Source organism: Pseudomonas algeriensis (genome assembly GCF_048847255.1).
Lineage (GTDB): Bacteria > Pseudomonadota > Gammaproteobacteria > Pseudomonadales > Pseudomonadaceae > Aquipseudomonas.
The window spans coordinates 60,581-85,467 of the sequence record NZ_JBKKRK010000020.1 but is presented as its reverse complement, the minus strand read 5'-3'; the positions used below and the strand labels follow the sequence as shown (position 1 = coordinate 85,467).

22 protein-coding genes, 4 tRNA genes and 1 riboswitch are annotated in these 24,887 nt (G+C 60.0%); of the genes, 19 read left to right on the top strand and 7 right to left on the bottom strand.

Annotation, left to right across the window (positions count from 1 at the left end):
- The first annotated feature begins 12 nt into the window (after positions 1-12).
- The 5 genes from astA to astE all read left to right on the top strand — a co-directional run bounded on the left by astA (position 13) and on the right by astE (position 5,359).
- Entirely contained in the window at positions 13-1,038 is a 1,026-nt protein-coding gene (gene astA / locus ACLK1G_RS23035) for an arginine N-succinyltransferase (protein WP_420767500.1), read from the top strand.
- Positions 1,035-2,504, top strand: a complete 1,470-nt coding sequence (gene astD, locus ACLK1G_RS23030) for a succinylglutamate-semialdehyde dehydrogenase (protein ID WP_420767522.1) — start codon at positions 1,035-1,037, stop codon at positions 2,502-2,504. The genes astA and astD overlap by 4 nt, the downstream gene beginning before the upstream one ends.
- Positions 2,505-2,635: 131 nt before the next feature.
- Positions 2,636-3,982, top strand: coding sequence for an N-succinylarginine dihydrolase (gene astB, locus ACLK1G_RS23025; RefSeq protein ID WP_420767499.1), 1,347 nt, complete (start codon positions 2,636-2,638; stop codon positions 3,980-3,982).
- A 69-nt stretch (positions 3,983-4,051) separates the two neighbouring features.
- The gene (locus ACLK1G_RS23020) at positions 4,052-4,339 is read left to right on the top strand and encodes a topoisomerase II (RefSeq protein WP_420767498.1); all 288 of its coding nucleotides are present in this window, start codon (positions 4,052-4,054) and stop codon (positions 4,337-4,339) included.
- A 12-nt stretch (positions 4,340-4,351) separates the two neighbouring features.
- Positions 4,352-5,359 (top strand): succinylglutamate desuccinylase, encoded by a 1,008-nt coding sequence (gene astE, locus ACLK1G_RS23015; RefSeq protein ID WP_420767497.1) that lies wholly within the window; start codon positions 4,352-4,354, stop codon positions 5,357-5,359.
- Between the two features lie 134 nt (positions 5,360-5,493).
- Here the strand turns inward: astE and ACLK1G_RS23010 are convergent, their stop codons facing one another.
- On the bottom strand, positions 5,494-6,003 hold the full coding sequence (locus ACLK1G_RS23010; protein WP_420767496.1) for a 6,7-dimethyl-8-ribityllumazine synthase: 510 nt from the start codon (positions 6,001-6,003) through the stop codon (positions 5,494-5,496).
- Positions 6,004-6,101: 98 nt separating this feature from the next.
- Positions 6,102-6,269, bottom strand: a riboswitch (FMN riboswitch).
- Positions 6,270-6,451: 182 nt separating this feature from the next.
- Between ACLK1G_RS23010 and ltaE the strand changes: the two genes are divergently transcribed.
- From ltaE to ACLK1G_RS22975, 7 genes are all read left to right on the top strand, one after another.
- Positions 6,452-7,456: a low-specificity L-threonine aldolase gene (ltaE, locus tag ACLK1G_RS23005; protein ID WP_420767495.1), complete on the top strand. Its 1,005-nt coding sequence runs from the start codon at positions 6,452-6,454 to the stop codon at positions 7,454-7,456.
- A gap of 146 nt (positions 7,457-7,602) precedes the next feature.
- Positions 7,603-10,224 (top strand): alanine--tRNA ligase, encoded by a 2,622-nt coding sequence (gene alaS, locus ACLK1G_RS23000; protein ID WP_420767494.1) that lies wholly within the window; start codon positions 7,603-7,605, stop codon positions 10,222-10,224.
- 85 nt (positions 10,225-10,309) lie between these two features.
- Complete coding sequence (locus ACLK1G_RS22995) at positions 10,310-11,551, top strand: aspartate kinase (RefSeq protein ID WP_039591870.1); 1,242 nt, start codon at positions 10,310-10,312, stop codon at positions 11,549-11,551.
- Positions 11,552-11,735: 184 nt separating this feature from the next.
- Positions 11,736-11,924: a carbon storage regulator CsrA gene (csrA, locus tag ACLK1G_RS22990; protein ID WP_003178872.1), complete on the top strand. Its 189-nt coding sequence runs from the start codon at positions 11,736-11,738 to the stop codon at positions 11,922-11,924.
- A 62-nt stretch (positions 11,925-11,986) separates the two neighbouring features.
- Positions 11,987-12,077: transfer RNA gene (locus tag ACLK1G_RS22985), tRNA-Ser, on the top strand.
- A gap of 107 nt (positions 12,078-12,184) precedes the next feature.
- Positions 12,185-12,261, top strand: a tRNA-Arg gene (locus ACLK1G_RS22980).
- Positions 12,262-12,333: 72 nt separating this feature from the next.
- Positions 12,334-12,410: transfer RNA gene (locus tag ACLK1G_RS22975), tRNA-Arg, on the top strand.
- Between the two features lie 40 nt (positions 12,411-12,450).
- Here ACLK1G_RS22975 and ACLK1G_RS22970 read toward each other — a convergent pair.
- Positions 12,451-12,942 carry a cell envelope protein SmpA gene (locus ACLK1G_RS22970; protein ID WP_420767493.1) on the bottom strand — a complete coding sequence of 164 codons (492 nt, stop codon included), beginning with the start codon at positions 12,940-12,942 and terminating at the stop codon, positions 12,451-12,453.
- 321 nt (positions 12,943-13,263) lie between these two features.
- On the opposite strand from ACLK1G_RS22970, the gene mgtE reads away from it, so the two are divergent.
- Positions 13,264-14,706, top strand: coding sequence for a magnesium transporter (gene mgtE, locus ACLK1G_RS22965; RefSeq protein ID WP_420767492.1), 1,443 nt, complete (start codon positions 13,264-13,266; stop codon positions 14,704-14,706).
- Positions 14,707-14,838: 132 nt separating this feature from the next.
- Here mgtE and ACLK1G_RS22960 read toward each other — a convergent pair whose 3' ends face one another.
- On the bottom strand, positions 14,839-15,165 hold the full coding sequence (locus ACLK1G_RS22960; protein ID WP_003178899.1) for an Arc family DNA-binding protein: 327 nt from the start codon (positions 15,163-15,165) through the stop codon (positions 14,839-14,841).
- A gap of 524 nt (positions 15,166-15,689) precedes the next feature.
- Here ACLK1G_RS22960 and ACLK1G_RS22955 point away from each other — a divergent pair.
- The 5 genes from ACLK1G_RS22955 (at position 15,690) to ACLK1G_RS22935 (ending at position 21,174) form a co-directional block, all read left to right on the top strand.
- A tRNA-Arg gene (locus tag ACLK1G_RS22955) sits at positions 15,690-15,766 on the top strand.
- Positions 15,767-15,984: 218 nt separating this feature from the next.
- A complete protein-coding gene (locus ACLK1G_RS22950) occupies positions 15,985-17,592 on the top strand; it encodes a response regulator (RefSeq protein ID WP_420767491.1) in 1,608 nt (535 codons plus the stop codon).
- Positions 17,585-18,277: a sensor histidine kinase gene (locus tag ACLK1G_RS22945; protein WP_420767490.1), complete on the top strand. Its 693-nt coding sequence runs from the start codon at positions 17,585-17,587 to the stop codon at positions 18,275-18,277. The genes ACLK1G_RS22950 and ACLK1G_RS22945 overlap by 8 nt, the downstream gene beginning before the upstream one ends.
- A 217-nt stretch (positions 18,278-18,494) precedes the next feature.
- On the top strand, positions 18,495-19,736 hold the full coding sequence (locus ACLK1G_RS22940) for a glutamine synthetase family protein (RefSeq protein WP_420767521.1): 1,242 nt from the start codon (positions 18,495-18,497) through the stop codon (positions 19,734-19,736).
- Between the two features lie 70 nt (positions 19,737-19,806).
- Complete coding sequence (locus ACLK1G_RS22935; protein WP_420767489.1) at positions 19,807-21,174, top strand: MFS transporter; 1,368 nt, start codon at positions 19,807-19,809, stop codon at positions 21,172-21,174.
- A 66-nt stretch (positions 21,175-21,240) separates the two neighbouring features.
- On the opposite strand, the gene ACLK1G_RS22930 is transcribed toward ACLK1G_RS22935, so the two are convergent.
- From ACLK1G_RS22930 to flgA, 4 genes are all read right to left on the bottom strand, one after another.
- Positions 21,241-21,987 carry a flagellar brake protein gene (locus ACLK1G_RS22930; protein WP_420767488.1) on the bottom strand — a complete coding sequence of 249 codons (747 nt, stop codon included), beginning with the start codon at positions 21,985-21,987 and terminating at the stop codon, positions 21,241-21,243.
- Positions 21,988-22,079: 92 nt separating this feature from the next.
- The gene (locus ACLK1G_RS22925) at positions 22,080-22,547 is read right to left on the bottom strand and encodes a flagella synthesis protein FlgN (RefSeq protein ID WP_420767487.1); all 468 of its coding nucleotides are present in this window, start codon (positions 22,545-22,547) and stop codon (positions 22,080-22,082) included.
- Positions 22,548-22,595: 48 nt separating this feature from the next.
- Positions 22,596-22,910, bottom strand: a complete 315-nt coding sequence (gene flgM / locus ACLK1G_RS22920) for a flagellar biosynthesis anti-sigma factor FlgM (RefSeq protein ID WP_420767486.1) — start codon at positions 22,908-22,910, stop codon at positions 22,596-22,598.
- Between the two features lie 172 nt (positions 22,911-23,082).
- The gene (gene flgA / locus ACLK1G_RS22915; RefSeq protein WP_420767485.1) at positions 23,083-23,847 is read right to left on the bottom strand and encodes a flagellar basal body P-ring formation chaperone FlgA; all 765 of its coding nucleotides are present in this window, start codon (positions 23,845-23,847) and stop codon (positions 23,083-23,085) included.
- Between the two features lie 78 nt (positions 23,848-23,925).
- On the opposite strand from flgA, the gene ACLK1G_RS22910 reads away from it, so the two are divergent.
- Positions 23,926-24,852, top strand: coding sequence for a chemotaxis protein CheV (locus tag ACLK1G_RS22910; protein WP_420767484.1), 927 nt, complete (start codon positions 23,926-23,928; stop codon positions 24,850-24,852).
- The last annotated feature ends 35 nt before the right edge of the window (positions 24,853-24,887 follow it).

Genomic DNA, 24,887 nt, shown 5'->3' with positions numbered 1-24,887 from the left:
CGAGGAGATAGCATGATCGTTCGTCCCGTACGCAGCAGCGATTTACCCGCTCTGATCGCCCTGGCCCGCAGCACCGGCACCGGCCTGACCACCTTGCCGGCCAATGAAGAGCGTCTGGCCCATCGGGTTGGCTGGGCCGAAAAGACCTTTCGCGGCGAAGCTGGGCGTGGCGACGCGGACTACCTGTTCGTGCTCGAAGACGATGACGGTCGCGTGGTGGGTATTTCCGCCATCGCAGGCGCCGTGGGGTTGCGTGAGCCTTGGTACAACTTCCGGGTTGGCCTGACAGTCAGTGCTTCCCAAGAGCTGAACATCTATCGGGAGATCCCGACGTTGTTCCTGGCCAACGACCTGACGGGCAATTCCGAGCTGTGCTCGCTGTTCCTCCACGCGGACTACCGCAATGGCCTCAATGGCCGGATGCTGGCGAAGGCGCGGCTGCTGTTCATCGCCGAATTCCCACAGCTGTTCGGCAACAAGATCATCGCCGAGATGCGCGGCATGTCCGACGACAACGGGCGCTCGCCGTTCTGGGAAAGCCTGGGCCGGCACTTCTTCAAGATGGAGTTCAGCCAGGCCGACTACCTGACCGGGGTCGGTAACAAAGCGTTCATCGCCGAGCTGATGCCCAAGTTCCCGCTGTACACCTGCTTCTTGTCCGAGGACGCCCGGGCGGTGATCGGCCAGGTCCATCCCGACACCGAGCCGGCGCTGTCGATGCTCAAGAGCGAAGGATTCAGTTACCAGGGCTACGTCGACATCTTCGACGCTGGCCCGGCCATCGAGTGCGAGACCGGCAAGATCCGCGCGATCCGCGACAGCCAGGCGCTGGTTCTGGCCGTTGGCACGCCCGGCGATGACGCCACGCCATTTCTCATTCATAACCGCAAATGCCAGGACTGCCGCATCACGGCTGCGCCGGCGCGTTTCGCCGCGGGCACCCTGGTGGTCGATCCACTGACCGCCAAACGTCTTCAACTCAACGCTGGCGACCAGGTGCGTGCCGTGGCGTTGTCTGCCGCTCGGGAGTCGAAATAATGAAATCGTTGTACATCGCTGGAAGTTGGCTGGAAGGCCAGGGCGACGTCTTTGAGTCGTTGAACCCGGTGACCCAGCAAGTGCTGTGGTCTGGAAAAGGCGCGACGGCGGCGCAGGTGGAGTCCGCCGTGCAGGCGGCGCGCCAGGCATTCCCGGACTGGGCGCGACGCTCGCTGGATGAGCGCATCCAGGTGTTGGAAGCGTTCGCCGACACCCTGAAGACGCACGCTGACGAATTGGCCCGTTGCATTGGTGAGGAAACCGGCAAGCCCTTGTGGGAAGCCGCCACCGAAGTCACCAGCATGATCAACAAAGTCGCCATCTCAGTGCAGAGCTACCGCGAGCGCACCGGCGAGAAAAGCGGCCCTCTGGGCGACGCTACCGCCGTGCTGCGCCACAAGCCCCACGGTGTGGTGGCGGTGTTCGGTCCTTACAACTTCCCCGGTCACTTGCCCAACGGGCACATTGTGCCTGCGCTGCTGGCGGGCAATTGCGTGTTGTTCAAGCCCAGTGAGCTGACGCCGAAAGTCGCCGAGCTGACGGTCAAGTGCTGGGAGGAGGCGGGCCTGCCGGCAGGTGTGTTGAACCTGCTGCAAGGCGCGCGGGAAACCGGTATTGCCCTGGCGGCGGAACCAGGGATCGACGGGCTGTTCTTCACCGGGTCCAGCCGTACCGGCAATCTTCTGCACCAACAGTTCTCCGGTCGCCCGGACAAGATCCTCGCCCTGGAAATGGGTGGCAACAATCCGTTGGTGGTCGATGAGGTGGCCGACGTCGATGCGGCGGTGTACACCGTCATCCAGTCCGCATTCATTTCCGCCGGCCAGCGCTGCACCTGCGCGCGCCGCCTGCTGGTGCCGGAAGGCGCCTGGGGCGATGCCTTGCTGGCGCGCCTGGTGCAGGTCAGCTCGACCCTCGACGTCGGGGCCTTCGACCAGCAACCGGCGCCGTTCATGGGCTCGGTGGTTTCCCTTGCCGCCGCGAAGGCCCTGATGGATGCGCAAAACCATTTACTGGGCAAGGGCGCCGTGCCGCTGCTGGCCATGACCCAGCCGCAACCCCAGGCTGCGTTGTTGACGCCAGGGATCCTCGATGTCACTGCCGTGGCCGAGCGCCCCGACGAGGAATTGTTCGGGCCGTTGCTGCAGGTCATTCGCTACAAGGATTTCGCGGGGGCGATCAGCGAAGCCAACAATACTCAATATGGCCTGGCCGCCGGCTTGCTTTCGGATTCCCAGGAACGCTACGAGCAGTTCTGGCTGCAAAGCCGCGCCGGTATCGTCAACTGGAACAAACAACTGACCGGCGCCGCCAGCAGCGCGCCGTTCGGCGGCGTTGGTGCCTCGGGCAACCACCGCGCCAGCGCTTATTACGCGGCGGATTATTGCGCGTATCCGGTGGCTTCGTTGGAGACACCAAGCCTTGTGATGCCGGCTGCCCTGACCCCCGGCGTGAGAATGGTGTGAACCCCGATCGCGAGCAAGCTCGCTCCCACAAGGATTGCGCAGAACCTTGTGGGAGCGAGCTTGCTCGCGAAGGCCGCGCCGCGGTTGTTACTTGATGCCAATAAAAAACAGATTCTCGTGGAGCCTCGCTGATGAAATCCTATGAAGTCAACTTTGACGGTCTGGTGGGGCCGACCCATAACTACGGCGGGCTTTCCTACGGCAACGTCGCCTCCCAGAGCAACAGCCAGCAATCTTCCAACCCCAAGGAAGCGGCATTGCAGGGCCTGGCGAAAATGAAAGCGCTGATGGACATGGGGTTCCAGCAAGGGGTGCTGGCGCCGCAGGAGCGCCCGGACGTAGCGGCTTTGCGCCGGCTGGGCTTTGCCGGCAGCGATGCCCAGGTCATCCAGCAGGCCGCCAAAGAAGCCATGCCGCTGCTCGTTGCCAGTTGCTCGGCCTCGAGCATGTGGGTTGCCAATGCCGCCACCGTCAGCCCGAGCGCCGACACGGCTGACGGTCGCGTGCATTTCACCGCCGCCAACCTCAACTGCAAATACCACCGCAGCATCGAACACCCGACCACCAGTCGCGTGCTGGGGGCGATGTTTGCCAACGCGCAACACTTCGCCCACCACGCCGCATTGCCGGCGGTGGTACAGTTCGGCGACGAAGGCGCGGCCAACCACACGCGTTTCTGTCGCGCCTATGGCGAAGCCGGTGTCGAGTTCTTCGTGTTCGGTCGCAGTGCATTCGACAGCCGTTTCCCGTCGCCACAGAAATACCCGGCGCGCCAGACCCTCGAAGCGTCCCGCGCCGTTGCCCGCCTGCACGGCTTGAGCGAAGAGGGCGTGGTCTACGCCCAGCAGAACCCGGCGGTGATCGACCAGGGGGTTTTCCACAACGACGTGATCGCAGTGGGCAATGGCGAGGTGTTGTTCTATCACGAGGATGCGTTCCTCGAGACCGACAAGATGCTGGCCGAGCTGAGCAACAAACTCGCCAAGGTTGGTGGGAAATTTCAGTCGGTGTGTGTACCGCGTTCGGCGGTCACCGTGGATGACGCGGTGCGTTCCTACTTGTTTAACAGCCAATTGCTTTCGCGTCCCGATGGCTCGATGCTGTTGATCGTGCCGGAAGAGTGCCGCAGCAACGAACGCGTCTGGCAGTACCTGCAAGGCCTGACGGGTTCTGGCGGGGTCATCCGGGAAGTGAAGGTCTTCGACCTCAAGCAAAGCATGCAGAACGGTGGCGGCCCGGCGTGCCTGCGGTTGCGCGTGGCGTTGAACGAAACCGAACTGGCCGCCGTCAACCCAGGGGTTATCATGACCGCGCCGCTGTACGATTCGCTGACCCAGTGGGTCGAGCGCCACTACCGCGACCGCATGGCCGAAAACGACCTGGCGGACCCGCAGTTGCTGCTTGAATGCCGGTCGGCCCTGGATGAGCTGACACAAATCCTTAAACTTGGCTCGGTCTATCCTTTCCAGATCAATTGAAAGCGCGCGCGACCTGACTACAGTCAAAGCAGGGCGCGTTGCCTTATCCCCAGACGAGAATGTAAAAACATGAGCGATACCCTGCAGCTGATTCTTGAAGACACCGACGGCACGCAACTGGAAACCTCCTGCACCCGCGTCGCGGTGATGTGGCAGGGCAAGGAACTGTGGATCCAGCAGGACGGCCGTGGTCAGTTGCTGATCGGCGTCGACGTGGAGGAAGGAGACGAGGAATACGCCAACCTGCTGTTGCGTCCGTTGGCGACCAACCTGGTCAGCCTGCAACTGGAAATGGAACCGGCAGACGTCGGCGACGATGACCATATCCATGGCCCGGATTGCGGCCACGACCATTAAGGAAACCGCATTATGCTCGCCCTCGGCAAACTGCTTGAACTGACCCTCGCCGGCCGTGAACCAGCGGAGAAGACTCAACTGACTGTCGAAGGCGTACGGATGCGCTGGCTGAGCGAGGGCGCGCTGGAGGTCAAGCCGCCCGAAGCCCGGGATAATGGCCTGGATCTGCTGCTGTCGGCGGGTATCCACGGCAACGAAACCGCGCCGATCGAATTGCTTGACCGGCTGTTGCATGACGTTGCCCGTGGCGACCTGAAGCCCCGGGCGCGCATTCTGTTCCTGTTCGGAAATCCCGAGGCAATCCGTCGCGGCGAGCGCTTTGTCGAGCAGGACGTCAACCGGCTGTTCAATGGTCGTCATGAGTTGAGTGGCGGGCCCGAAGCGTTGCGCGCCTGTGAGCTGGAGCGCCTGGCCGCAAGTTTTTTCAGCGTGCCGGACCGCAGCCGTCTGCACTACGACCTGCACACCGCCATTCGCGGCTCGAAGATCGAGCAGTTCGCCCTGTACCCCTGGAAAGAAGGCCGCCAGCACTCACGCCGTGAACTGGCGCGCCTGCGCGCGGCGGGCATGGAAGCGGTGTTGCTGCAGAACAAGCCCTCCATCGTATTCAGCGCCTACACCTACGACCAGCTCGGTGCCGAATCCTTCACCCTGGAACTGGGCAAGGCCCGGCCGTTCGGGCAAAACGACGGCGTCAACGTCAACTTGCTGGAAACCCGTCTGCAGCAGATCATCGAAGGCAATGAACCCGAGCTGGAGGACAGCCTGGACGGCCTGCAACTGTTCAGCGTGGCGCGGGAAATCATCAAGCACAGCGACAGCTTCCGCCTGAATCTGCCCGCGGACATCGAGAATTTCTCGGAACTGGATAAAGGCTATGTGCTGGCCGAAGACATCGCCCAGACCCGCTGGGTGATCGAAGAAGAGGGCGCCCGGATCATCTTCCCGAACCCCAAGGTGAAGAATGGTTTGCGGGCCGGCATCCTGATCGTGCCAGCGACTGACGAAAACTTGGCCTGACCCGAATCTCACGCACGCCGCTGAACCCCTGTGGGAGCGAGCTAGCTCGCGATAGCTGAGTGTCAGCGACAAGGATGTCGGCTGGAGCACCGCTATCGCGAGCAAGCTCGCTCCCACAGGTTTTTTAGCGGCTTTTAAACCGCTACCGCCCGCTGCTCACTGCGACGCAACGCCCGAGTCTTATGCAGCGTATCGGCACACGTCTTCGCCGCTTCCTGACCCTTGTGTACGAAGTGCTCGAAGAAAAACTTCTGGTGTTCTTCGCCTGCATGGAAGTGATGCGGCGTCAACACGACCGAGAACACCGGTACCTCGGTTTCCAATTGGACCTGCATCAGGCCGCTGATGACCGATTGGGCGACAAACTCGTGGCGGTAGATCCCGCCATCCACCACCAGGCCGGCAGCGACGATACCGGCGTAACGGCCGGATTTGGCCAGCAACTTGGCGTGAAGCGGGATTTCAAAGGCACCGCCGACTTCGAAGAAGTCGATGTCGCTTTCCTGGTAGCCCTGGCTGATCATTTCGGCGACGAAGCCTTTGCGGCTCTGGTCGACGATTTCCTTGTGCCAGCAGGCCTGGATGAACGCGACGCGCTCGCCCGGATGGGTTTTGGTCTTGCTGTCGATTGCGGTGGGTTGCATGTTCTGGTTCCTGTTTGTGTAAAAAACAGGGCGTCATGAATCGAAGGGGATTCGAGGGTACGCCGCGCGCAGAGTCGCAGTCGGCCCTTGGGTGTCGATCCCGTTCTCTCTTCATCCGGACTATGACCGTCGGCCCCGGGATCACACCGAGTCTGCTGACCTTGCCGCTGCACCGCGAAAGCCGTGTAGTGCCAAGCGCTCGCGGGCTATGCGCATTGCGCGCAATTACCGCCGGTGGGGAATCGCACCCCGCCCTGAGAACGTTTTGCCGACACATTTTGTGACGGCGGAGGATTTTTAACACATAACCCCTGTGGGAGCGAGCAAGCTCGCTACCACAGGTGATTTGGATGGTTCGTGTGGTCCTGGGCTTGATTATTCCGCGCCATGCCCGCAGTAATTGCCCTTAGAAAGGGAATTTTCCCCACCAGAACCCGAGGCCAGATTCATGAGTGTTATCGATCTTCGCAGCGACACGGTCACCCAACCCTCCGCCGGCATGCTGGATGCCATGGCCAGCGCGCCGACCGGCGACGATGTGTATGGCGAAGACCCGACTGTCAACCGTCTCGAAGCCGAGCTCGCCGAGCGCTTGGGTTTTGCCGCGGCACTGTTCGTGCCCTCAGGCACCATGAGTAATCTGCTGGGGTTGATGGCCCATTGCGAGCGCGGCGACGAATATATCGTCGGCCAGCAAGCCCACACCTACAAATACGAGGGCGGCGGCGCGGCGGTGCTTGGTTCGATCCAGCCGCAACCTCTCGAAGTGCAGGCGGATGGCTCGTTAGACCTGGCGCACGTCGCGGCGGCGATCAAGCCCCACGATTTCCACTTTGCCCGCACACGACTGCTAGCCCTGGAAAACACCATGCAGGGCAAGGTGCTGCCGCTGGATTACCTGGCCCGAGCCCGGCGCTTTACCCAGGAGCATGGGCTTGCCCTTCATCTGGACGGGGCACGGTTGTACAACGCCGCCGTCAAGCTGAATGTCGATGCCCGGGAAATCACCCAACATTTCGATTCGGTGTCGGTGTGCCTGTCCAAGGGGCTGGGGGCTCCGGTGGGCTCGGTGCTGTGCGGCACGGTCGAGCTGATCGGCAAGGCCCGCCGGCTGCGTAAAATGGTTGGCGGGGGGATGCGCCAGGCCGGGATCCTCGCTGCGGCGGGGCTGTATGCCCTGGACCATAACGTCCAGCGCCTGGCTGATGACCACGCCAATGCTCAGAGGCTCGCCGAAGGCTTGCGCGCGGCGGGCTACGAGGTCGAGCCGGTGCATACCAACATGGTCTACGTGCAAATGGGTGAGCGGGCCGAGGCGATCAAGGCGTTTGCCGATGAGCGGGGCGTCAAGCTCAGCGCGGCTTCACGGCTGCGAATGGTGACGCACATGGACGTGAGCGCGGCGCAAATCGATCACGTGATCACCACTTTCGTCGAATTTTCCCGCCAATGACCCGGGAACCGGGGTAATTGATAGTTTCTATCGCATAAACACGCTGTACCCCACGCGAAGGGCCGATATAATGCGGCCCTTTGCCGTTGCTCCGTCTGTTGACGTTTTGCACAGGCCTTTGGCCGCAGCCTCCGTGGAAGAACCTAATGAAAAGCGCAGAAATCCGTGAAGCCTTCCTTCGCTTCTTCGAAGAGCAAGGCCACACCCGAGTAGCCTCCAGCTCTTTGATTCCGGGCAACGACCCGACCCTGCTGTTCACCAACGCGGGGATGAACCAGTTCAAGGACTGCTTCCTGGGCCAGGAAAAACGTGCCTACACCCGTGCGGTGAGCAGCCAGAAGTGCGTGCGCGCCGGCGGCAAGCACAACGACCTGGAAAACGTCGGCTATACCGCTCGTCACCACACGTTCTTCGAGATGCTGGGCAACTTCAGCTTCGGTGATTATTTCAAGCGTGACGCCATTACCTTTGCCTGGACGTTCCTCACGTCTGACAAATGGCTGAACCTGCCCAAGGAAAAACTTTGGGTAACGGTCTATGCCACCGACGACGAAGCCTATGACATCTGGACCAAGGACGTCGGTGTCCCGGCTGAGCGCATGGTGCGCATCGGCGACAACAAGGGTACGCCCTACGCGTCGGATAACTTCTGGACCATGGGTGACACCGGCCCATGTGGCCCTTGCACCGAGATCTTCTACGATCACGGCGCCGACATCTGGGGTGGCCCACCGGGCTCGCCGGAAGAAGACGGTGACCGCTATATCGAAATCTGGAACAACGTCTTCATGCAGTTCAACCGCACCGCCGATGGCGTGTTGCATCCGCTGCCAGCACCGTCGGTGGACACCGGCATGGGCCTGGAGCGGATCAGCGCGGTGCTGCAGCACGTTCACTCCAACTACGAAATCGACCTGTTCCAGAGCCTGCTGAGCGCGTCGGCCAAGGCCATCGGCTGCACCAACGACAACCAGGCTTCGCTGAAAGTAGTCGCTGACCACATCCGTTCCTGCGGCTTCCTGATTGCCGACGGTGTACTGCCTTCCAACGAAGGACGCGGTTATGTGCTGCGCCGGATCATCCGCCGCGCCTGCCGCCACGGCAACAAGCTGGGCGCCAAGGGCAGTTTTTTCTATCAGATCGTCGGGGCGCTGGTGGCCGAGATGGGCGAAGCCTTCCCGGAACTCAAGACCCAACAGGCGCATATCGAGCGCGTGCTCAAGGGCGAAGAAGAGCAGTTCGCCAAGACCCTGGAGCAAGGCCTGAAGATCCTCGAGCAGGACCTGGCCGAACTCAAGGGCAACGTGGTCCCGGGCGATGTGGTGTTCAAACTGTACGACACGTACGGCTTCCCGATGGACCTGACTGGCGACATCGCCCGCGAGCGCAACCTGACCCTCGACGAGGAAGGTTTCGAGCGCGAGATGGAAGCCCAGCGTGTGCGTGCGCGCTCCGCGAGCTCCTTCGGCATGGACTACAACAGCCTGGTCAAGGTTGACGTGGCGACCGAGTTCACTGGCTACGCCGCGACCACCGGTTCGGCCAAGATCGTCGCCATCTATAAGGATGGGCAGTCGGTCGACATCCTGAGCGAAGGCCAGGAAGGCGTGATCGTGCTGGACAAGACACCGTTCTACGCCGAATCCGGCGGCCAGATCGGCGACAGCGGTTACCTGCAGGCGGGCAACTCGCGCTTCGATGTACGCGATACCACCAAGACCGGCGGTGCCTTCCTGCACCACGGCGTGCTGGCTTCCGGCAGCCTGATGATCGCCGCCCCAGTGGCCGCTCATGTCGATGCCGAGGTTCGCCACGCGACTTCCCTGAACCACTCCGCCACGCATTTGCTGCACGCAGCGTTGCGCCAGGTGCTGGGCGAGCATGTCCAGCAGAAAGGCTCCTTGGTGGACAGCCAGCGCCTGCGCTTCGACTTCAGCCACTTCGAAGCCATCAAGCCTGAGCAGATCAAGGCGCTGGAAGACATTGTCAACGCGCAGATCCGCAAGAACTCACCGGTAGAAACCGAAGAAACCGATATCGAGACCGCCAAGCGCAAGGGCGCGATGGCGCTGTTCGGCGAGAAGTATGGCGACAGTGTCCGTGTACTGAGCATGGGCGACTTCTCCGTTGAGCTGTGCGGTGGCATCCATGCCAATCGCACCGGCGACATCGGCCTGCTGAAGATCATCAGCGAAGGCGGCGTGGCCTCCGGCGTGCGACGTATCGAGGCCGTCACTGGCGCAGCGGCGCTGGCGTACCTCAACGCGGCGGAAGAACAACTCAAGGAAGCGGCCAGCCTGATCAAGGGCAGTCGCGACAACCTGATCGACAAGCTGTCGGCTGTGCTGGAGCGCAACCGCGCGCTGGAAAAGCAACTCGAGCAGTTGCAGGCCAAGGCCGCCAGCGCCGCGGGCGACGATCTGTCGGCCCAGGCCGTGGATGTCAAGGGCGTGAAAGTGCTGGCCGCGCGTCTCGACGGCCAAGACGGCAAGGCCTTGTTGGCGCTGGTCGATCAACTGAAAAACAAACTCGGCCGCGCAGTGATCCTGCTCGGCGGTGTCCATGAGGAAAAGGTCGTTCTCGTCGCAGGCGTGACCAAAGACCTGACTGGCCAACTCAAAGCCGGTGATTTGATGAAGCAGGCCGCTGCGGCAGTGGGCGGGAAGGGCGGTGGTCGTCCAGACATGGCGCAAGGCGGCGGTACCGATGCCGGCGCCCTGGACGCGGCATTGGCCCAGACCGTTGCATTTGTAGAGCAGGGTATTTAAGGCGGCGCCCCGGGTTCGCCAAGGCGGACCCGGCCGCTGTTGAGTGATTATTTGGGCGCCCTTCACGGGCAGAGGCGGCTTTGAAATGGCTTTGATCGTACAGAAATTTGGAGGCACCTCGGTCGGCACCGTCGAGAGAATCGAACAAGTCGCCGACAAGGTTAAGAAATTCCGTGACGCTGGCGATGACCTGGTGGTCGTGCTGTCGGCAATGAGCGGCGAGACCAACCGTCTGATCGATCTGGCCAAGCAAATCAGCGGCGACCAGCAACCGGTCCCCCGCGAGCTGGATGTGATCGTTTCCACCGGCGAGCAGGTGACCATCGCCTTGCTGGCCATGGCGCTGATCAAGCGTGGCGTGCCGGCGGTGTCCTACACCGGTAACCAAGTCCGTATCCTGACGGACAGCGCGCATAACAAAGCGCGTATCCTGCAGATCGACGATCAGAAAATTCGTGGTGACCTGAAGGCCGGTCGTGTCGTGGTTGTCGCCGGTTTCCAGGGCGTGGATGAGCACGGCAACATCACCACCCTTGGTCGTGGCGGTTCCGATACCACTGGTGTCGCGCTGGCAGCAGCCCTCAAGGCTGACGAGTGCCAGATCTACACCGATGTGGATGGCGTCTATACCACCGACCCACGGGTTGTGCCCGTGGCTCAGCGCCTGGACAAGATTACCTTCGAAGAGATGCTGGAAATGGCCAGCCTCGGTTCCAAGGTATTGCAGATCCGCGCGGTTGAATTCGCCGGCAAGTACAACGTTCCGCTGCGCGTCCTGCACAGCTTCAAGGAGGGTCCGGGCACCCTCATTACTATTGATGAAGAGGAATCCATGGAACAGCCGATCATTTCCGGCATCGCTTTCAACCGCGATGAAGCCAAGCTGACCATCCGTGGCGTGCCAGACACTCCCGGCGTGGCCTTCAAGATTCTGGGGCCGATCAGTGCCGCCAACATTGAAGTCGACATGATCGTGCAGAACGTTGCGCACGATAACACCACCGACTTCACCTTTACCGTGCACCGCAACGACTACCAGTCCGCCGAAGCCGTGCTCAAGAAGACGGCCGACGAGATTGGCGCCCGGGAAGTGGTGGGCGATACCAAGATTGCCAAGGTCTCGATCGTTGGTGTTGGCATGCGCTCCCACGCGGGCGTGGCGAGCCGCATGTTCGAGTCCCTGGCCAAGGAAAGCATCAATATCCAGATGATCTCCACCTCGGAAATCAAGGTTTCCGTGGTAATCGAGGAGAAGTACCTGGAACTCGCCGTGCGCGCCCTGCACACGGCTTTTGAACTCGACGCCGCAGCCCGACAGGGCGAGTAAGGCGTTGCCTGAGGGCGCGGCTTCGACCGCGCCCTTTGTTTTTCTGAATGGCATGTTCCAAAACTGTTCTTTTGCACCCGCTGGTCAATACTAGGCCTGTGGGCCGCGAGCGTTTCGGTTGTAGGACCCATGCCCTTTTTTTGCAGACTGTTGTTCCTGAACTGAATCGCGTGAGGAGAAACGTATGCTGATTCTGACCCGTCGGTGCGCAGAGAGCCTGATTATTGGCGATGGCGAAATCACCGTGACCGTGCTCGGCGTCAAAGGAAACCAAGTGCGTATCGGCGTCAATGCGCCGAAGGAGGTCGCTGTGCACCGGGAGGAAATCTACCTGCGTATCAAGAAAGAGAAGGACGACGAACCAAGCCATTAATTTTTATCGATTTTTATGTTTGCAAACGGGGATGAAGGTGGTTAATATACGCCCCGTGTTGCGGAGAGCTGGCCGAGTGGCCGAAGGCGCTCCCCTGCTAAGGGAGTACACCTCAAAAGGGTGTCGGGGGTTCGAATCCCCCGTTCTCCGCCATTATTCGTTTAGTGCGCTGTTATCTTGCTTGATCGGTAAGTGGTTGAAATTACTGAAAAAAGCGCTTTACAAAAAGATTCGGCGACCTATAATGCGCGGCAACAAATGCACTCGTAGCTCAGCTGGATAGAGTACTCGGCTACGAACCGAGCGGTCACAGGTTCGAATCCTGTCGAGTGCACCATTTAAGAGTTGCTTGCAGCAATGCAAATAACTTGGCTTCAACCAGTTGTGATCTGGTATAAAACCACAACTTGCACTCGTAGCTCAGCTGGATAGAGTACTCGGCTACGAACCGAGCGGTCACAGGTTCGAATCCTGTCGAGTGCACCATACACCAAGAAGCCCGCGTTTAACGCGGGCTTTTTGCTGTCTACGATTTGCCTTTCACGCATCCCTTCTCGTCGAACACGACCTCTGCGCTCCGACCTTTCTGTGTCTTGTAGGTGTACCGAGTGCTCGAATTTCGAACCTTGATCGTATCCGGTTTGCCAAGCGCGCTGACGACGTCTTGTTCGCTCATGCCGACAACGATTCGTCGCTTCAGGATGGCTTCGCGGCGCTGGTTGGTGTTGATCTGGTTTCCACAGCTGTCCTCGAGTTGGCCAACAATGGTCGGTTCCTTGCGTCTGGTTTTGTTGCTGGATGTTTGCCGACCTTCGGCTTCGGGCAGCATCGGCTCGATAGGGGGCGGGCTGTATGTATGAACCTGCTGCATTGTCAGGGTTTCTCCCGGCTCGCAACTGAGGGTTGTGAACGTGATTTTCCCAGCACTGTTCTCGCAGCGGTGCACAACGTGATCGGCAGCCCAGAGAGGCAGGGAGGGCAGGGTGGCGAGCAGAAACAGATAGCGGCTTACGGGCATGCTGCCGTCCTCCTTGACGGTAAATAAAAAAGGATAGCTGTGACATTTCTCCCTGGGGCTGTGTTTTCTTTTCAGGATAAGTCGTCGTAGAAACAGACGTTCAGCCTGTGTTCAGGTTTGTCTCGCAAGCACTTGTTCTTGCCATGATTTTTTAACGTGTTACGGCGCCAAGCGGTGTATGATTGCGCCCGTCAGCCCCGCCGGGGCTTTGGAATATCTTCATGGACTTACCCAGTAGTTACTCAATATCTCTTTTTGCCAATCATGAATTAACTGATTGATCCTTCCGGCGTGCTCCACTGCTGGGAGTGGAGTTCGCCTATGACTGAAATAGAAGTAAAAAAAACGCAGGAAAGCCTTCAGGATCGCCTCGCTCAAGTCGTTGAGCTGTTGCATCGCCAGCGCGTCGTGGAAGACCTCACGCATCGCCAGGAAGGTCCGCATTCCGATCGGGTCGAGAACCTGGTACATCGGCAGAATCTCGTCGAGTTGCAACGTAAGCTCGATGATCTGCACTCGGCCGACGTTGCCTACATCCTTGAAGCCTTGCCGCTGGAAGAGCGTCTGACCGTCTGGCAATTGGTCCAGGCCGATCGCGACGGCGACATCCTGCTCGAAGTGTCCGACTCGGTTCGTGAAACCCTGATCGCAGACATGGATGACCATGAGCTTCTCGCCGCGGCCAAGGAGATGGACGCCGACGAGCTCGCCGACCTTGCTCCCGAATTGCCACGCGACGTTGTCCATGAGCTGATGGAAGCTCTTGATGGTCAACAGCGCGAGCGTGTGCGTTCGGCATTGTCCTATGACGAGGAGCAGGTCGGTGCGCTGATGGACTTCGAGATGGTGACGATCCGCGAGGATGTCAGCCTTGAAGTGGTTTTGCGTTATCTGCGGCGACTCAAGGAATTGCCGGGCCATACCGACAAACTCTTTGTGGTCGATTATGACGGCGTGCTCAAAGGCGTTCTGCCTATCAAGCGTCTTTTGGTCAACGATCCGGAGAAGCAAGTGGCCGAGGTGATGGCCAGCGACCCTGTGAGCTTCCATCCTGACGAAAACGCCTACGATGCGGCCCAGGCATTCGAACGTTACGACCTGATTTCTGCGCCGGTGGTGGACAAGAACGGCAAGCTGATCGGCCGTCTCACCATCGACGAAATGGTGGACTTGATCCGTGAGGAAAGCGAAAGCGAAGTCCTCAGCATGGCGGGTCTGCGGGAAGAAGAGGACATTTTCGCCTCGGTCTGGAAGTCCCTGCGTAACCGTTGGGCCTGGCTGGCGATCAATCTGATCACGGCTTTTGTCGCGTCCCGCGTCATCGGCCTGTTCGAAGGCTCCATCGAAAAGCTGGTCGCACTGGCGGCGTTGATGCCCATCGTTGCCGGTATCGGTGGTAACTCCGGCAACCAGACCATCACCATGATTGTCCGCGCCATGGCATTGGACCAGGTCAGTACCGGCAATACGTCGCGTTTGATGCGCAAGGAACTGGCCGTTGCGTTGATCAATGGCGTCATCTGGGGAGGGGTGATCGGGGTCGTGGCGTACTTGCTGTATGGCAGCTGGTCGCTGGGCGTGGTCATGACTGCGGCGATGACGCTCAATCTGCTGTTGGCCGCGCTGATGGGCGTCTTGATCCCCATGACCCTGGCGCGCCTGGGGCGCGACCCAGCAATGGGTGCGAGCGTAATGATCACCGCCATGACGGACAGCGGCGGGTTTTTCATCTTCCTGGGCTTGGCGACGATTTTCCTGCTCTGAGTGGCTTATCAAGAAGCCCGCCTGACTGGCGGGTTTTTTTCTGGGCGATGGTTTCCCCGCCCCCCCTCCAGGTCGCCAAACGCCGGGCGAAAAAAAGCCAGCGTTAAGCTGGCTTTATTACCCTGGACACGATCAGGACGCGTCAGCGGCCATTTCGGCATCATGAGCAATCAGCGAAACGAGGGCGTTCTGCTGGCGATGGGAGAGTTGTCGGAAGCGTTGAAGCAACTCGCGCTCGTGCAGCGACAGCTCCGGGCTGTCCAGGCGCATGCTCAATTCTTCACCCAACGCACCTTCCTGAATCAGGCTTTGCTCAAGGCGCGCGATGATTTCAGAGTTCATGCTGCGGTGATGATTACGAGCCACCTCGGCAATGCGTTCCCGCATTCCGTCTGGCAGACGCACGACGAACTTGTCAGCCGTACGGCTGGAATAAATTGCCTGTTTCAATGGGCGCATATTTATTTAACCGGTTAGTTCAGGGGAGCGGTTCTGGGGATTGGCCGCAGGATGTCGATAGGACAAGGCCCGTTGCCAAATGTTCAACCTGAATGTTAGGAGGCCGCATCATGCCTCAAAATTGCCAGATCATTGGCGCCAATTCTGTGACAAATTCTGATCCGGGTAAAGGCGTTATGCCAGTACTCTTCTCAAAAAATGCGGACTGGTTTGAAAAACACACAGGTTCCGCATTTTGTGACCACTGCATCGTGTCGTTGTGCCATACCGTTGGGCGGATAACCGATACGCAACTAAACGTCTGCCGTTCTAGTTACGTATAGGATAGTGGCAAAAGGCCGATTTACTAGGCCCGGAGGCTGTGGACAGATGAATGGCGCCATATTTGGGCGGCCTTCCCTTGGCGTGGCGTAAGGGCCGTACTATTTGCCTACACTTAATAGGCAGCGACGACATGACAAACGCGAGAGTGGCCGTTAACATGCTCGCCGTCCAACGCACCGCGTTTCTCGTGGTCGACCCGTGTCTCAGTAGCTCAATTGGATAGAGCATCCCCCTCCTAAGGGGAAGGTTGGCAGTTCGAACCTGCCCTGGGACACCATTATTATCCCGCAGCCCTGCAAGTCCCCACGATCTTCTAACGGAACCCCGTTTGCGGCCGATAACCCGATGAGTCTCCTTTCCTGACGTCCCGGCGTCCTGGAACGGCTCGCGGTATGCGTCGCGGCTGTCTATCATCTGCGCGCTTTGCCGGCCGTGAGACGGTGTTTCGTTTGTTTTGCCATTGAGTTCATTTTCTTATTTGCCTGGACATCCTTGATGCTGGCGTACCACCAAAAAAGTTTTCTGATCGTCGATGATTTCTCGGATTTCCGCAGCTCCGTCCGGTCGATGTTGCGGGAGTTGGGCGTCAAGGACGTGGACACCGCCGATACCGGTGAAGTAGCGCTGCGCATGTGTTCGCAGAAGCGTTATGACTTCATCTTGCAGGATTATCACCTGGGCGACGGGCGCAAGAACGGCCAGCAGGTGCTGGAAGACCTGATGGTCGAGAAGTTGATCAGCCATGAGAGCGTGTTTCTCATGGTGACCGCCGAGACCAGCCAGGCCATGGTGCTCAGCGCCCTGGAACATGAGCCGGATGCGTACCTGACAAAACCATTCAATCGCTCCGGCCTGGCCCAGCGGTTGGAGCGCCTGGAGCAGCGCAAAACGTTGCTCAAACCGATCCTGCAGGCGCTCGATCGTGGCAAGCCGATGGAAGTGCTCAATGCTTGCATCGCCCTGTGCAAGCAGGACCCGCGCTACGGCCCACTGTGCCTGCGTTATCGGGCCGATGCGCTGCGCGACTTGAATCAGAACGAGGCCCTTGAGCGGTTGTACAACTCCATCATCGCGGATCGCCCGTTGCCGTGGGCGTACGCGGGGTTGGGAAAGTTGTTGTTCAAGCGCGGGCAGATAGGCGAAGCCAAGGCTGTCTATGAAAAGGCCCTGAAAGTCTTTCCGATGATGCCGGCCCTGTACGACGGCATGGCCGACGTGTTGGTGGCTGAAGGCGACACGAAGCAGGCCCAGAACGTATTGGAGGAAGCGGTGCGGTTGTCGCCGTTGGCGGTGCGTCGGCAGTCGCTGCTGGGCAAGCTGGCGATGACCAACGAGGATTACGAGACCGCGTCGAAAGCCTATCGCCAGGCGGTCGGGCAGGGCGCGCAATCGCGATTCAAGGATCCGGAGAGCAACCTTGGCCTGGCCCATGCCTTGATCAGCAAGGGCAGCGAGAAGGGCCTGGACACCCGGACGAGGCTGGAAATCAACACCACGCTTAGCGCGGTGGCGAAAGATAACCCCAGCGATCCGGGCCTGCAGGTCCGGGCGCGGCTGATGAAAGCAACGAGCCTGTTGCTCAATGATGCCGAAACCGCCGAAAAGCTCACCGAGCAAGCCTTGCAGCGTCTCGACGGCATGGAACAGTTCATGAGCGCCGAAGCCGCGCTGCTGGTGGCCAAGCAGCTACAGATGCTCGGCCAGACCAGCGCCGGCGAATCGATGCTCAAGAACTGCGCGGAGATCTATGGCGATGATCCGACGGTGATGCAGGGCATTGCCAAGCTCACCGACGACCCGAATATCCTTAACCAGGGCAACGCCGCCGCCGAGCTGAATCGCGAAGGCGTGCGTGTCTACAAGACCGGCGCGTTGCCCGAGGCGCGGGAATTGTTCCGGCGTGCACTGAAGCTGCAGCCGAAGAACATCAGTATTGCCCTGAACATGGCGCAATCCCTGCTGCACGGCACCGATACCAGTGTTGAATCGCAGCTGCTGCAGGAATGCCGTGCCTGCCTGAAACTGGTGGGCATGATGCCCGACACCGATGCGCGTTTTGCGCGTTATCAGAAACTGCGAAGCAAGGCATTTGGCGATGAATGACAGCGAACAAGCTCTCGATTTCTCCACGGTGATCGCGTCTACCGTGCATGACATGAAAAACTCCCTGACTCTGCTCATGCAGGCTCATACGCAATGGCTCGAGCGCCTGCCGGAACCTGCGCGGCAGACCTCGGAGCAGGGCGTGATGGAGTTCGAGTTTGCCCATCTCAATGGGCTGCTGGTGCAGTTGCTCGGGTTGTACAAGCTGGGCGTGAATCAATTGCCGCTGCATCCGGCCTACCACGAACTGGATGACTTCATCGAAGCGCAGTTGGCCGGCCATCAGGACGTGTTCCGCAGTCGCGGGATCATGGCCACCTATGAGGTCGATCCGCTGAGCCCGCTGGGTTTCTTCGACCGTGAGCTGATCGCGTCGGTGCTCGACAACATGATCAACAATGCCATTCGCCACGCGCGCCAGGCGTTGTTGATCAGCGTGAGCGACGAGGCTGGGCAATTGGTGCTGACCATCAATGACGACGGCGAAGGCTACCCGGCCGAAATGATCGAGCGCCAGGCCGAGTATGTGCAGGGCATCAACCACAGCAGCGGCAGCACCGGCCTAGGCCTGTACTTCGCCGCCCGGATCGCCGGGTTGCATCAGCGTGGCGGCTTGAGCGGGCATACCGAGATTGCCAATGGCGGTGTTCTGGGCGGTGGGGTGTTCAGGCTTTACCTGCCCTGAGCTGTCCATATCCCCGTCAGATGTTTATTGTCTCGGGATGCTTGATATTCCGAACAGCCGGAGCCTATTTTGTACGGGTTGCCGTTCGCGGCTCGCACATAACAAGGATTGCGTCATGACGACCGATGGCCAGTGTTCACTCGCACAGCGATTGACGGGCATTGATGAGATTGAATGTGTCACGCCGGATTTGAATGGCGTACCCAGGGGCAAGGTAATGAGCGCCGAGGGCTTCCTTGAAGGCCGGCGGTTGCAGATGGCGCGCGGTGTGCTGCTGCAATGCATCATGGGCGGATATCCGCCAGCGCGCTTTTACGGCAGTGACGACGGCGACCTGGCGTTGGTGGCCGATCCACAGCAGATCCACCGGCTGCCGTGGAGCCATCCGCCACGCGCCTTGGCGATCTGCGACGCCGATGAGCTCAGCGGCGAAAGCTCACCTCTGTCGACGCGCGGTCAGCTCAAGGCCGTGATCGCTCGATATGCGGCGCTCGGGCTAGCGCCGGTAGTGGCGACGGAGCTGGAGTTTTTTGTGTTCGCGCCCAACCCGGATCCTTCCCAGCCATTCCTGCCGCCGATGGGCCTGGATGGTCGTCGCGAAGATGGCCAATCGGCGTTCAGCATCAGTTCCAACAACGGCCTGCGACCGTTCTTCACCGAAGTCTATGAATGCATGGCGGCGCTAGGCCTGCCGCGTGACACGTTCATGCATGAAATGGGCGTCAGCCAGTTTGAAATCAATCTGCTCCACGGCGATGCTCTGCTGTTGGCCGACCAGACGTTCCTGTTCAAGCATTTGCTCAAGGAGGTGGCCCTCAAGCATGGCCTGACGGTGGTCTGCATGGCCAAGCCGCTGGCGCGAACGCCGGGCAGTTCGATGCACATTCACCAGAGCATCGTCGAGCTGGGCAGCGGTCGCAATGTATTCAGCGACGATGCGGGCGAGCCGACCGCGACGTTCCGGCACTTCATTGGCGGGCAGCAGGCCGGCATGGCGGATTTCACCGCGCTGTTCGCGCCAAACGTGAATTCCTACCACCGCCTCTGCCATCCATTCGCGTCGCCAAACAATGCCTGTTGGTCCCATGACAATCGTTCGGCCGGGCTGCGCATTCCTGCGAGTGCGCCGGTAGCCCGGCGGGTCGAGAACCGCTTGCCGGGAGCCGATGCCAACCCTTACCTGGCGATTGCCGCCAGTCTGGCGGCGGGGCTCCATGGCATCGAGAATCGCCTGGAACCGGGTGCCGCGATCCAGGGCGAGTTCGAGGTGCCGGAGAATCTGTCTTTGCCATGTACCTTGCATGCAGCGCTTGAACGTCTCAAGCGTAGCCACTTGGCGAAGGAACTGTTCGGTAGCGAGTTCATCGAAGGTTACGTTGCCTCGAAAACCCTGGAACTGACCAGTTTCTTTGACGAAATCACGCCCTGGGAGCGGCGCGTTTTGGCGGCCCAGGCATAACGAACCGTCGCATTCGGGCTATCTTCCAAAGATAGCCCTTACTTACCTCAAGGAGCCGCTCGGAACGCCGATGCGCCAAATCTGGAAACCTTTTCGAGCGCTTTATTTCGCCTCGCTGATGATGCTCATCGGCTCAGGCCTTCTGAGTACTTACCTGGCCCTGCGCCTGGCCGCCGACAACGTGGACAGCCTGTGGGTCGGTGCGCTGATGGCGGCGAACTATTTCGGCCTGGTGCTGGGCGGCAAGATCGGCCACCGGCTGATTGGCCGCGTTGGGCATATTCGCGCCTATTCGGCTTGCGCCGGGATCGTCGGTGCGGCGGTATTGGGCCATGGCCTGGTGAACTGGCTGCCGGCCTGGATCGTGCTGCGGATGATTGTCGGCCTGGGCATGATGTGCCAGTACATGGTTATCGAAAGCTGGCTCAACGAGCAGGCCGATGCCAAGCAACGCGGGGTAGTGTTCAGCGGCTATATGATTGCTTCCTACCTGGGACTGGTGCTGGGCCAACTGATCCTGGTCATGCATCCGGCCCTGGGCCTTGAATTGCTGATGTTGGTGGCGTTGTGTTTCGCCCTGTGCCTGGTGCCGGTGGCATTGACCCGGCGGATTCACCCGGCGCCGTTGCATCCGGCGCCGATGGAGCCGCGCTTCTTTATCAAGCGCGTACCGCAATCGTTGACCACGGTGTTGGGCTCCGGGCTGATCGTCGGCTCCTTCTACGGCCTGGCACCGCTGTACGCCTCCCAGCAGGGCCTGAGTACCGAGCAGGTCGGCTTGTTCATGGGCTGCTGCATCTTTGCCGGCCTGCTGGTGCAATGGCCGCTGGGTTGGCTGTCGGATCGTTACGATCGGGCCCTGTTGATCCGCTGCTTCGCACTGGCCCTGGTGGTGTGTGCCTTGCCGCTGGCCATCCTGTCGAAGGCGCCGCTGGAAGTATTGTTCATCGCCGGTTTCTGCTGTTCGTTGGTGCAGTTTTGCCTGTACCCGCTGGCGGTCGCGTTTTCCAATGACCACGTCGAGGGTGATCGCCGGGTGTCGCTCACCGCGATGCTGCTAGTGACCTACGGCGTGGGCGCCAGCATCGGCCCGTTGGTGGCCGGGGTGCTGATGAAACTGTACGGCAGCCAGATGCTCTATGGCTTTTTTGCCCTGTTTGCGTTGCTGCTGGTATGGCGGATCCGGCCGAAAGCGGTCACCAACCTGCACCAGGTCGACGACGCGCCGCTGCATCACGTGGCCATGCCGGACAACATGACCAGTTCACCCTTGGTGGCGTGCCTCGATCCGCGGGTCGACGAGCAAGTGGTGCAGGAGCAGATGCAGGCCTCGCCCAATCCGGACGTCGAGCCCGAGCCTCAACCTGAATTGGAGCCGGTCACCGAAGGCGCCGACGACGAACTGCCACCGTCCGATTTCACCCAGGCCAGGCCCTGAGACCGGCATAAAAAAAACGGGCAATCCTTGCAAAGGGATTGCCCGTTTTTTATAGCGCGCCGGAAATCAGAAGTCGTCTTTATCGAACCGACGGGCTTCACGCTGCAATTGATACACGAAGCGTTCCACCTGGCGTTGTACCAGGCCGCTGATGTTATGGAAGCGCACGCCTGCGAACGTGGTGTTGATCCGCTCTTCGAAATGCAGGTAGCGCAGCTCCACCGGCGCGGTCATGCTGCCAAACGGTAGGGCGGCGATGAAGCGCTCGTAAACCTGGCCCAGCTGCAGCCGTTCAGTGATATCGCCATCGAAGCGCAGCTTGCAACCGGTTGCGGAAATATCCAGCAGCTTGCCATTCACCGGTGATTTGAGCTTGTCGCCACCCAACTCCACGTTCACCAGTTGCGCCAGTTTCAATGCGGCCCGGAAGGCGTTGCGGCGCTGGTGATAAACCACTTCTTCAGGCAAGGCGCCGCGATAGCAGCGGCCATCGCTCGATTCCTGAATGGTCAATGGGCCGTTGCCCTCCCACGCGATGCGCACGCCGTCATGGAAACCCTCGACGCGAAACGGCTCGCCGGCCAGTAGGAAACGTTCACCGTCCCGAGGAATCATTTCGTCCAGGGCGATGGTGTTGGTTTCGCGATCGACATCCACCAGGTAACTCTGGAACCGCTGGCTGCGCTCGTGGAAGGTGATGATCAGCGGGTCGTGACTGTCTTGCAGCATCCGCAGATTGCCGGAGATTTCCAGAGGGGTGGCGAGGACCTTGGGCGGCTGCGGAGCATCATCCGCGTTTGAGGCATTGAACACGGTGGGTCAATCTCCAGGCAAAATACGACTACAAAGAGCCAGCATTTTGCCAGCATGTATCGCGCGTTGATAGTGCTCCGGCATCGTTCGCTTCATGCCTGGCTGAGCGGGCGGTGCTTGACCATTTTCGCGGTCGAGCCGCGAGCGTCATAGAGCGTCGGGATTTCGCCGCCATTGAGAATACGCAACTGATTGGCGGTGGCGGCCTGTTGCATCAGGATAGACTGGCCGTTTCGAGCATTGGCGGCCTGGCACTGGTTGAGCAGGTCGTTGAGCACGGCGCTTTGCGACAACAGCTGATCGCCGATCGACGATTGGCTTGCCAATTGCTCAAGGCCACTGTTATCGGCGGGCAGGTTGAGGCTGGCGAGGATTTCGCTGCGCTTGCGGCCATGCTGGTCGAGCAAAATGATCAATGCCTGCTTTTGCGCCAGAATATTTTCCAGCAGGGGCATGTCCCGCCCGTGCAATGCCAGGGCTTCGGTCTGCAACAGCTCCAACAATTGTTGCGCTGGAGCAAAGTCGTCGATGATCAGTTGCAATAAATGAGTGTCGTGCATGGCTGGCCTTGGGTCTTAAGCGTCCAAAAGCCTGGCGCGGGCGGGGGCCTAGCGCTGGGCTTCGAAGTTGAGCAGCTTGCTGGCTACACGGTTGCTGTCGACTTGATAGCTGCCATCGGCGATTGCTGCTTTCAACGCGGCCACGCGGGCGTTGTCGACGACAGGTTGATCGCGCAGCTTGTCAGTGACCTTCTGCAACTGTTGAGCCTCATTGCTGAGGTGTACCGATTCCCCGTTGCTGACAGTGGCGGCCTGGTCGGCTGGCTTGGATTTGTCGGTTTCGACGGTTTCCTTGCTGGCGCTGGTGCGCGCAGTGCCTGTCAGGGGCGAGGAGCTGTTTAAACGATTGAAATCGATGACCATGGTAAAAAACCTCTGGGTATTTGGACGCTTGCCATGTTTTCGGCCATCCCCAAAAAAACTTTAGGCTCATTTTTCAAATGAACGAGCGCACGTCCGCGCTTGCCTTCGTACAAGGCACAGTCTAGGGAACACCGAGGTCAAGCGCCAGCCTGTCTACCCTCCTTACAGCCTCTTACATAGCCACTTCCACCTGGCCAGGCGCTATCACCTGTGCCTTGATGACCCGTTGGGAATTGAGGTTTTTCACCCGAATCTGTTCGCGCATGCCACCGTTGGCCAGGGCCTCGCCGGGCATCCGCACGGCCAGGGTGCCGCTGCGAGCGGTGATGACCACCTGGTCGCCCTTGCGAACCACCTCGGCCTGTTCCAGATGCACCTGGGTCACCACCTGGTCGGCGACCATTGGTCGGACAAGTTTCTGCCCAATGGCCTCATCGACGGAGGTCAGGAAACCCTGGCTGATCTGGCTGACGTCGCGCTCACGCAGGACCACGTCCTGCGGCTCGACGATCCCGGCCCGCTTGAGTGGCCGAGTGGTGGTGACAATTTCCCGGTACAGGCGCACTTGAGCGGGCACGAACACCGTCCAGGGCGCGGCGCTATCGCAACGAACCTTCACCGTGACGCGGCCCAGGGGCCTGGCCGGGCTCTCCAGCGAGGCAGTCAATTCCTTGTCGCACATCGGCATCCGCAGGCGCGGGTCGAGCTGGTTGACTTCAATCTCGTAGCGACCTTCGGTTTGACTGGTTGCCAGATAGTCTTCTACGGTGAACTCAAGAAAGCCCTGAGTGACGCCGATAAGGAGATCAGGCAAGGTTACCGCAGCGGCACCAAGGGCAGGACCGCCCGAAGCGAGCAGGCAGGCAGCCAGCAATGCACCGAGCCAGTGGCGGCAGTGAGTGGTCAGGCGTCGAGAAAATGTCGTTTGTGCGTTCATGCCGGTTCAATAGCAAGCCCCGTGCCGTTTAGTGATGAATGCGCGTCGGACACATTAGCGTTAGGTAGGAGTCAGGGCATGGCGGGAGTGATGGATTCGGTAAACCAGCGCACACAGCTGGTGGGTCAGAATCGCCTGGAGCTGTTGTTGTTCCGTCTCGACGGCCGACAATTGTATGGGATCAACGTGTTCAAGGTTCGCGAGGTGCTGCAATGCCCCAAGCTGACCCTGATGCCGAAATCCAGTCCCGTCGTGTGCGGTGTGGCGAATATCCGGGGAGCGACCATCCCGATTCTCGACCTGGCGATGGCGACCGGTTCCGGCCGACTGCTGGACCAGAGCAATCCGTTTGTGATCATCACCGAGTACAACACCAAGACCCAAGGGTTCCTGGTGCGATCGGTGGAGCGCATCGTCAACATGAACTGGGAAGAGATCCATCCACCACCCAAGGGGACCGGCCGCGACCACTACCTCACGGCGGTGACCCGGGTCGATAACCAGTTGGTGGAAATCATCGACGTGGAGAAAATCCTCGCCGAAGTGGCGCCGACCCCGGAAACGATTTCCGTTGGCGTGATAGATGCCGAGACCCAGCACAAGGCGGTTTCCCTGCGGGTGCTGACCGTCGACGATTCCTCGGTGGCCCGTAAGCAGGTCACGCGTTGCCTGCAAACGGTCGGCGTCGAAGTGATTGCGCTGAACGATGGGCGGCAAGCGCTGGATTACCTGCGCAATCTGGTCGACGAAGGCAAGAAGCCGGAAGAGGAGTTCCTGATGATGATCTCCGACATCGAGATGCCGGAGATGGACGGCTACACGCTGACATCGGAAATCCGCAGCGACCCGCGCATGCAAAAGCTGCACATCATCTTGCATACTTCGTTGTCTGGGGTGTTCAACCAGGCAATGGTCAAGAAGGTCGGCGCCGATGACTTCCTGGCCAAGTTCCGGCCCGATGACCTCGCTTCCCGAGTCGTCGAGCGAATCAAGTCAGCAGGCTAAAGGTCGGGCGCGTTGTGCGCCCGGCAAGTCAATAC

Coding starts and splice junctions, on each gene's coding strand:
- astA (WP_420767500.1), top strand. CDS start 13: ATGATCGTTCGTCCCGTACGCAGCAGCGATTTACCCGCTCTGATCGCC.
- astB (WP_420767499.1), top strand. CDS start 2,636: ATGAAATCCTATGAAGTCAACTTTGACGGTCTGGTGGGGCCGACCCAT.
- ACLK1G_RS23020 (WP_420767498.1), top strand. CDS start 4,052: ATGAGCGATACCCTGCAGCTGATTCTTGAAGACACCGACGGCACGCAA.
- astE (WP_420767497.1), top strand. CDS start 4,352: ATGCTCGCCCTCGGCAAACTGCTTGAACTGACCCTCGCCGGCCGTGAA.
- ACLK1G_RS23010 (WP_420767496.1), bottom strand. CDS start 6,003: ATGCAACCCACCGCAATCGACAGCAAGACCAAAACCCATCCGGGCGAG.
- ltaE (WP_420767495.1), top strand. CDS start 6,452: ATGAGTGTTATCGATCTTCGCAGCGACACGGTCACCCAACCCTCCGCC.
- alaS (WP_420767494.1), top strand. CDS start 7,603: ATGAAAAGCGCAGAAATCCGTGAAGCCTTCCTTCGCTTCTTCGAAGAG.
- ACLK1G_RS22995 (WP_039591870.1), top strand. CDS start 10,310: ATGGCTTTGATCGTACAGAAATTTGGAGGCACCTCGGTCGGCACCGTC.
- csrA (WP_003178872.1), top strand. CDS start 11,736: ATGCTGATTCTGACCCGTCGGTGCGCAGAGAGCCTGATTATTGGCGAT.
- ACLK1G_RS22970 (WP_420767493.1), bottom strand. CDS start 12,942: ATGCCCGTAAGCCGCTATCTGTTTCTGCTCGCCACCCTGCCCTCCCTG.
- mgtE (WP_420767492.1), top strand. CDS start 13,264: ATGACTGAAATAGAAGTAAAAAAAACGCAGGAAAGCCTTCAGGATCGC.
- ACLK1G_RS22960 (WP_003178899.1), bottom strand. CDS start 15,165: ATGCGCCCATTGAAACAGGCAATTTATTCCAGCCGTACGGCTGACAAG.
- ACLK1G_RS22950 (WP_420767491.1), top strand. CDS start 15,985: ATGCTGGCGTACCACCAAAAAAGTTTTCTGATCGTCGATGATTTCTCG.
- ACLK1G_RS22945 (WP_420767490.1), top strand. CDS start 17,585: ATGAATGACAGCGAACAAGCTCTCGATTTCTCCACGGTGATCGCGTCT.
- ACLK1G_RS22940 (WP_420767521.1), top strand. CDS start 18,495: ATGAGCGCCGAGGGCTTCCTTGAAGGCCGGCGGTTGCAGATGGCGCGC.
- ACLK1G_RS22935 (WP_420767489.1), top strand. CDS start 19,807: ATGCGCCAAATCTGGAAACCTTTTCGAGCGCTTTATTTCGCCTCGCTG.
- ACLK1G_RS22925 (WP_420767487.1), bottom strand. CDS start 22,547: ATGCACGACACTCATTTATTGCAACTGATCATCGACGACTTTGCTCCA.
- flgM (WP_420767486.1), bottom strand. CDS start 22,910: ATGGTCATCGATTTCAATCGTTTAAACAGCTCCTCGCCCCTGACAGGC.
- flgA (WP_420767485.1), bottom strand. CDS start 23,847: ATGAACGCACAAACGACATTTTCTCGACGCCTGACCACTCACTGCCGC.
- ACLK1G_RS22910 (WP_420767484.1), top strand. CDS start 23,926: ATGGCGGGAGTGATGGATTCGGTAAACCAGCGCACACAGCTGGTGGGT.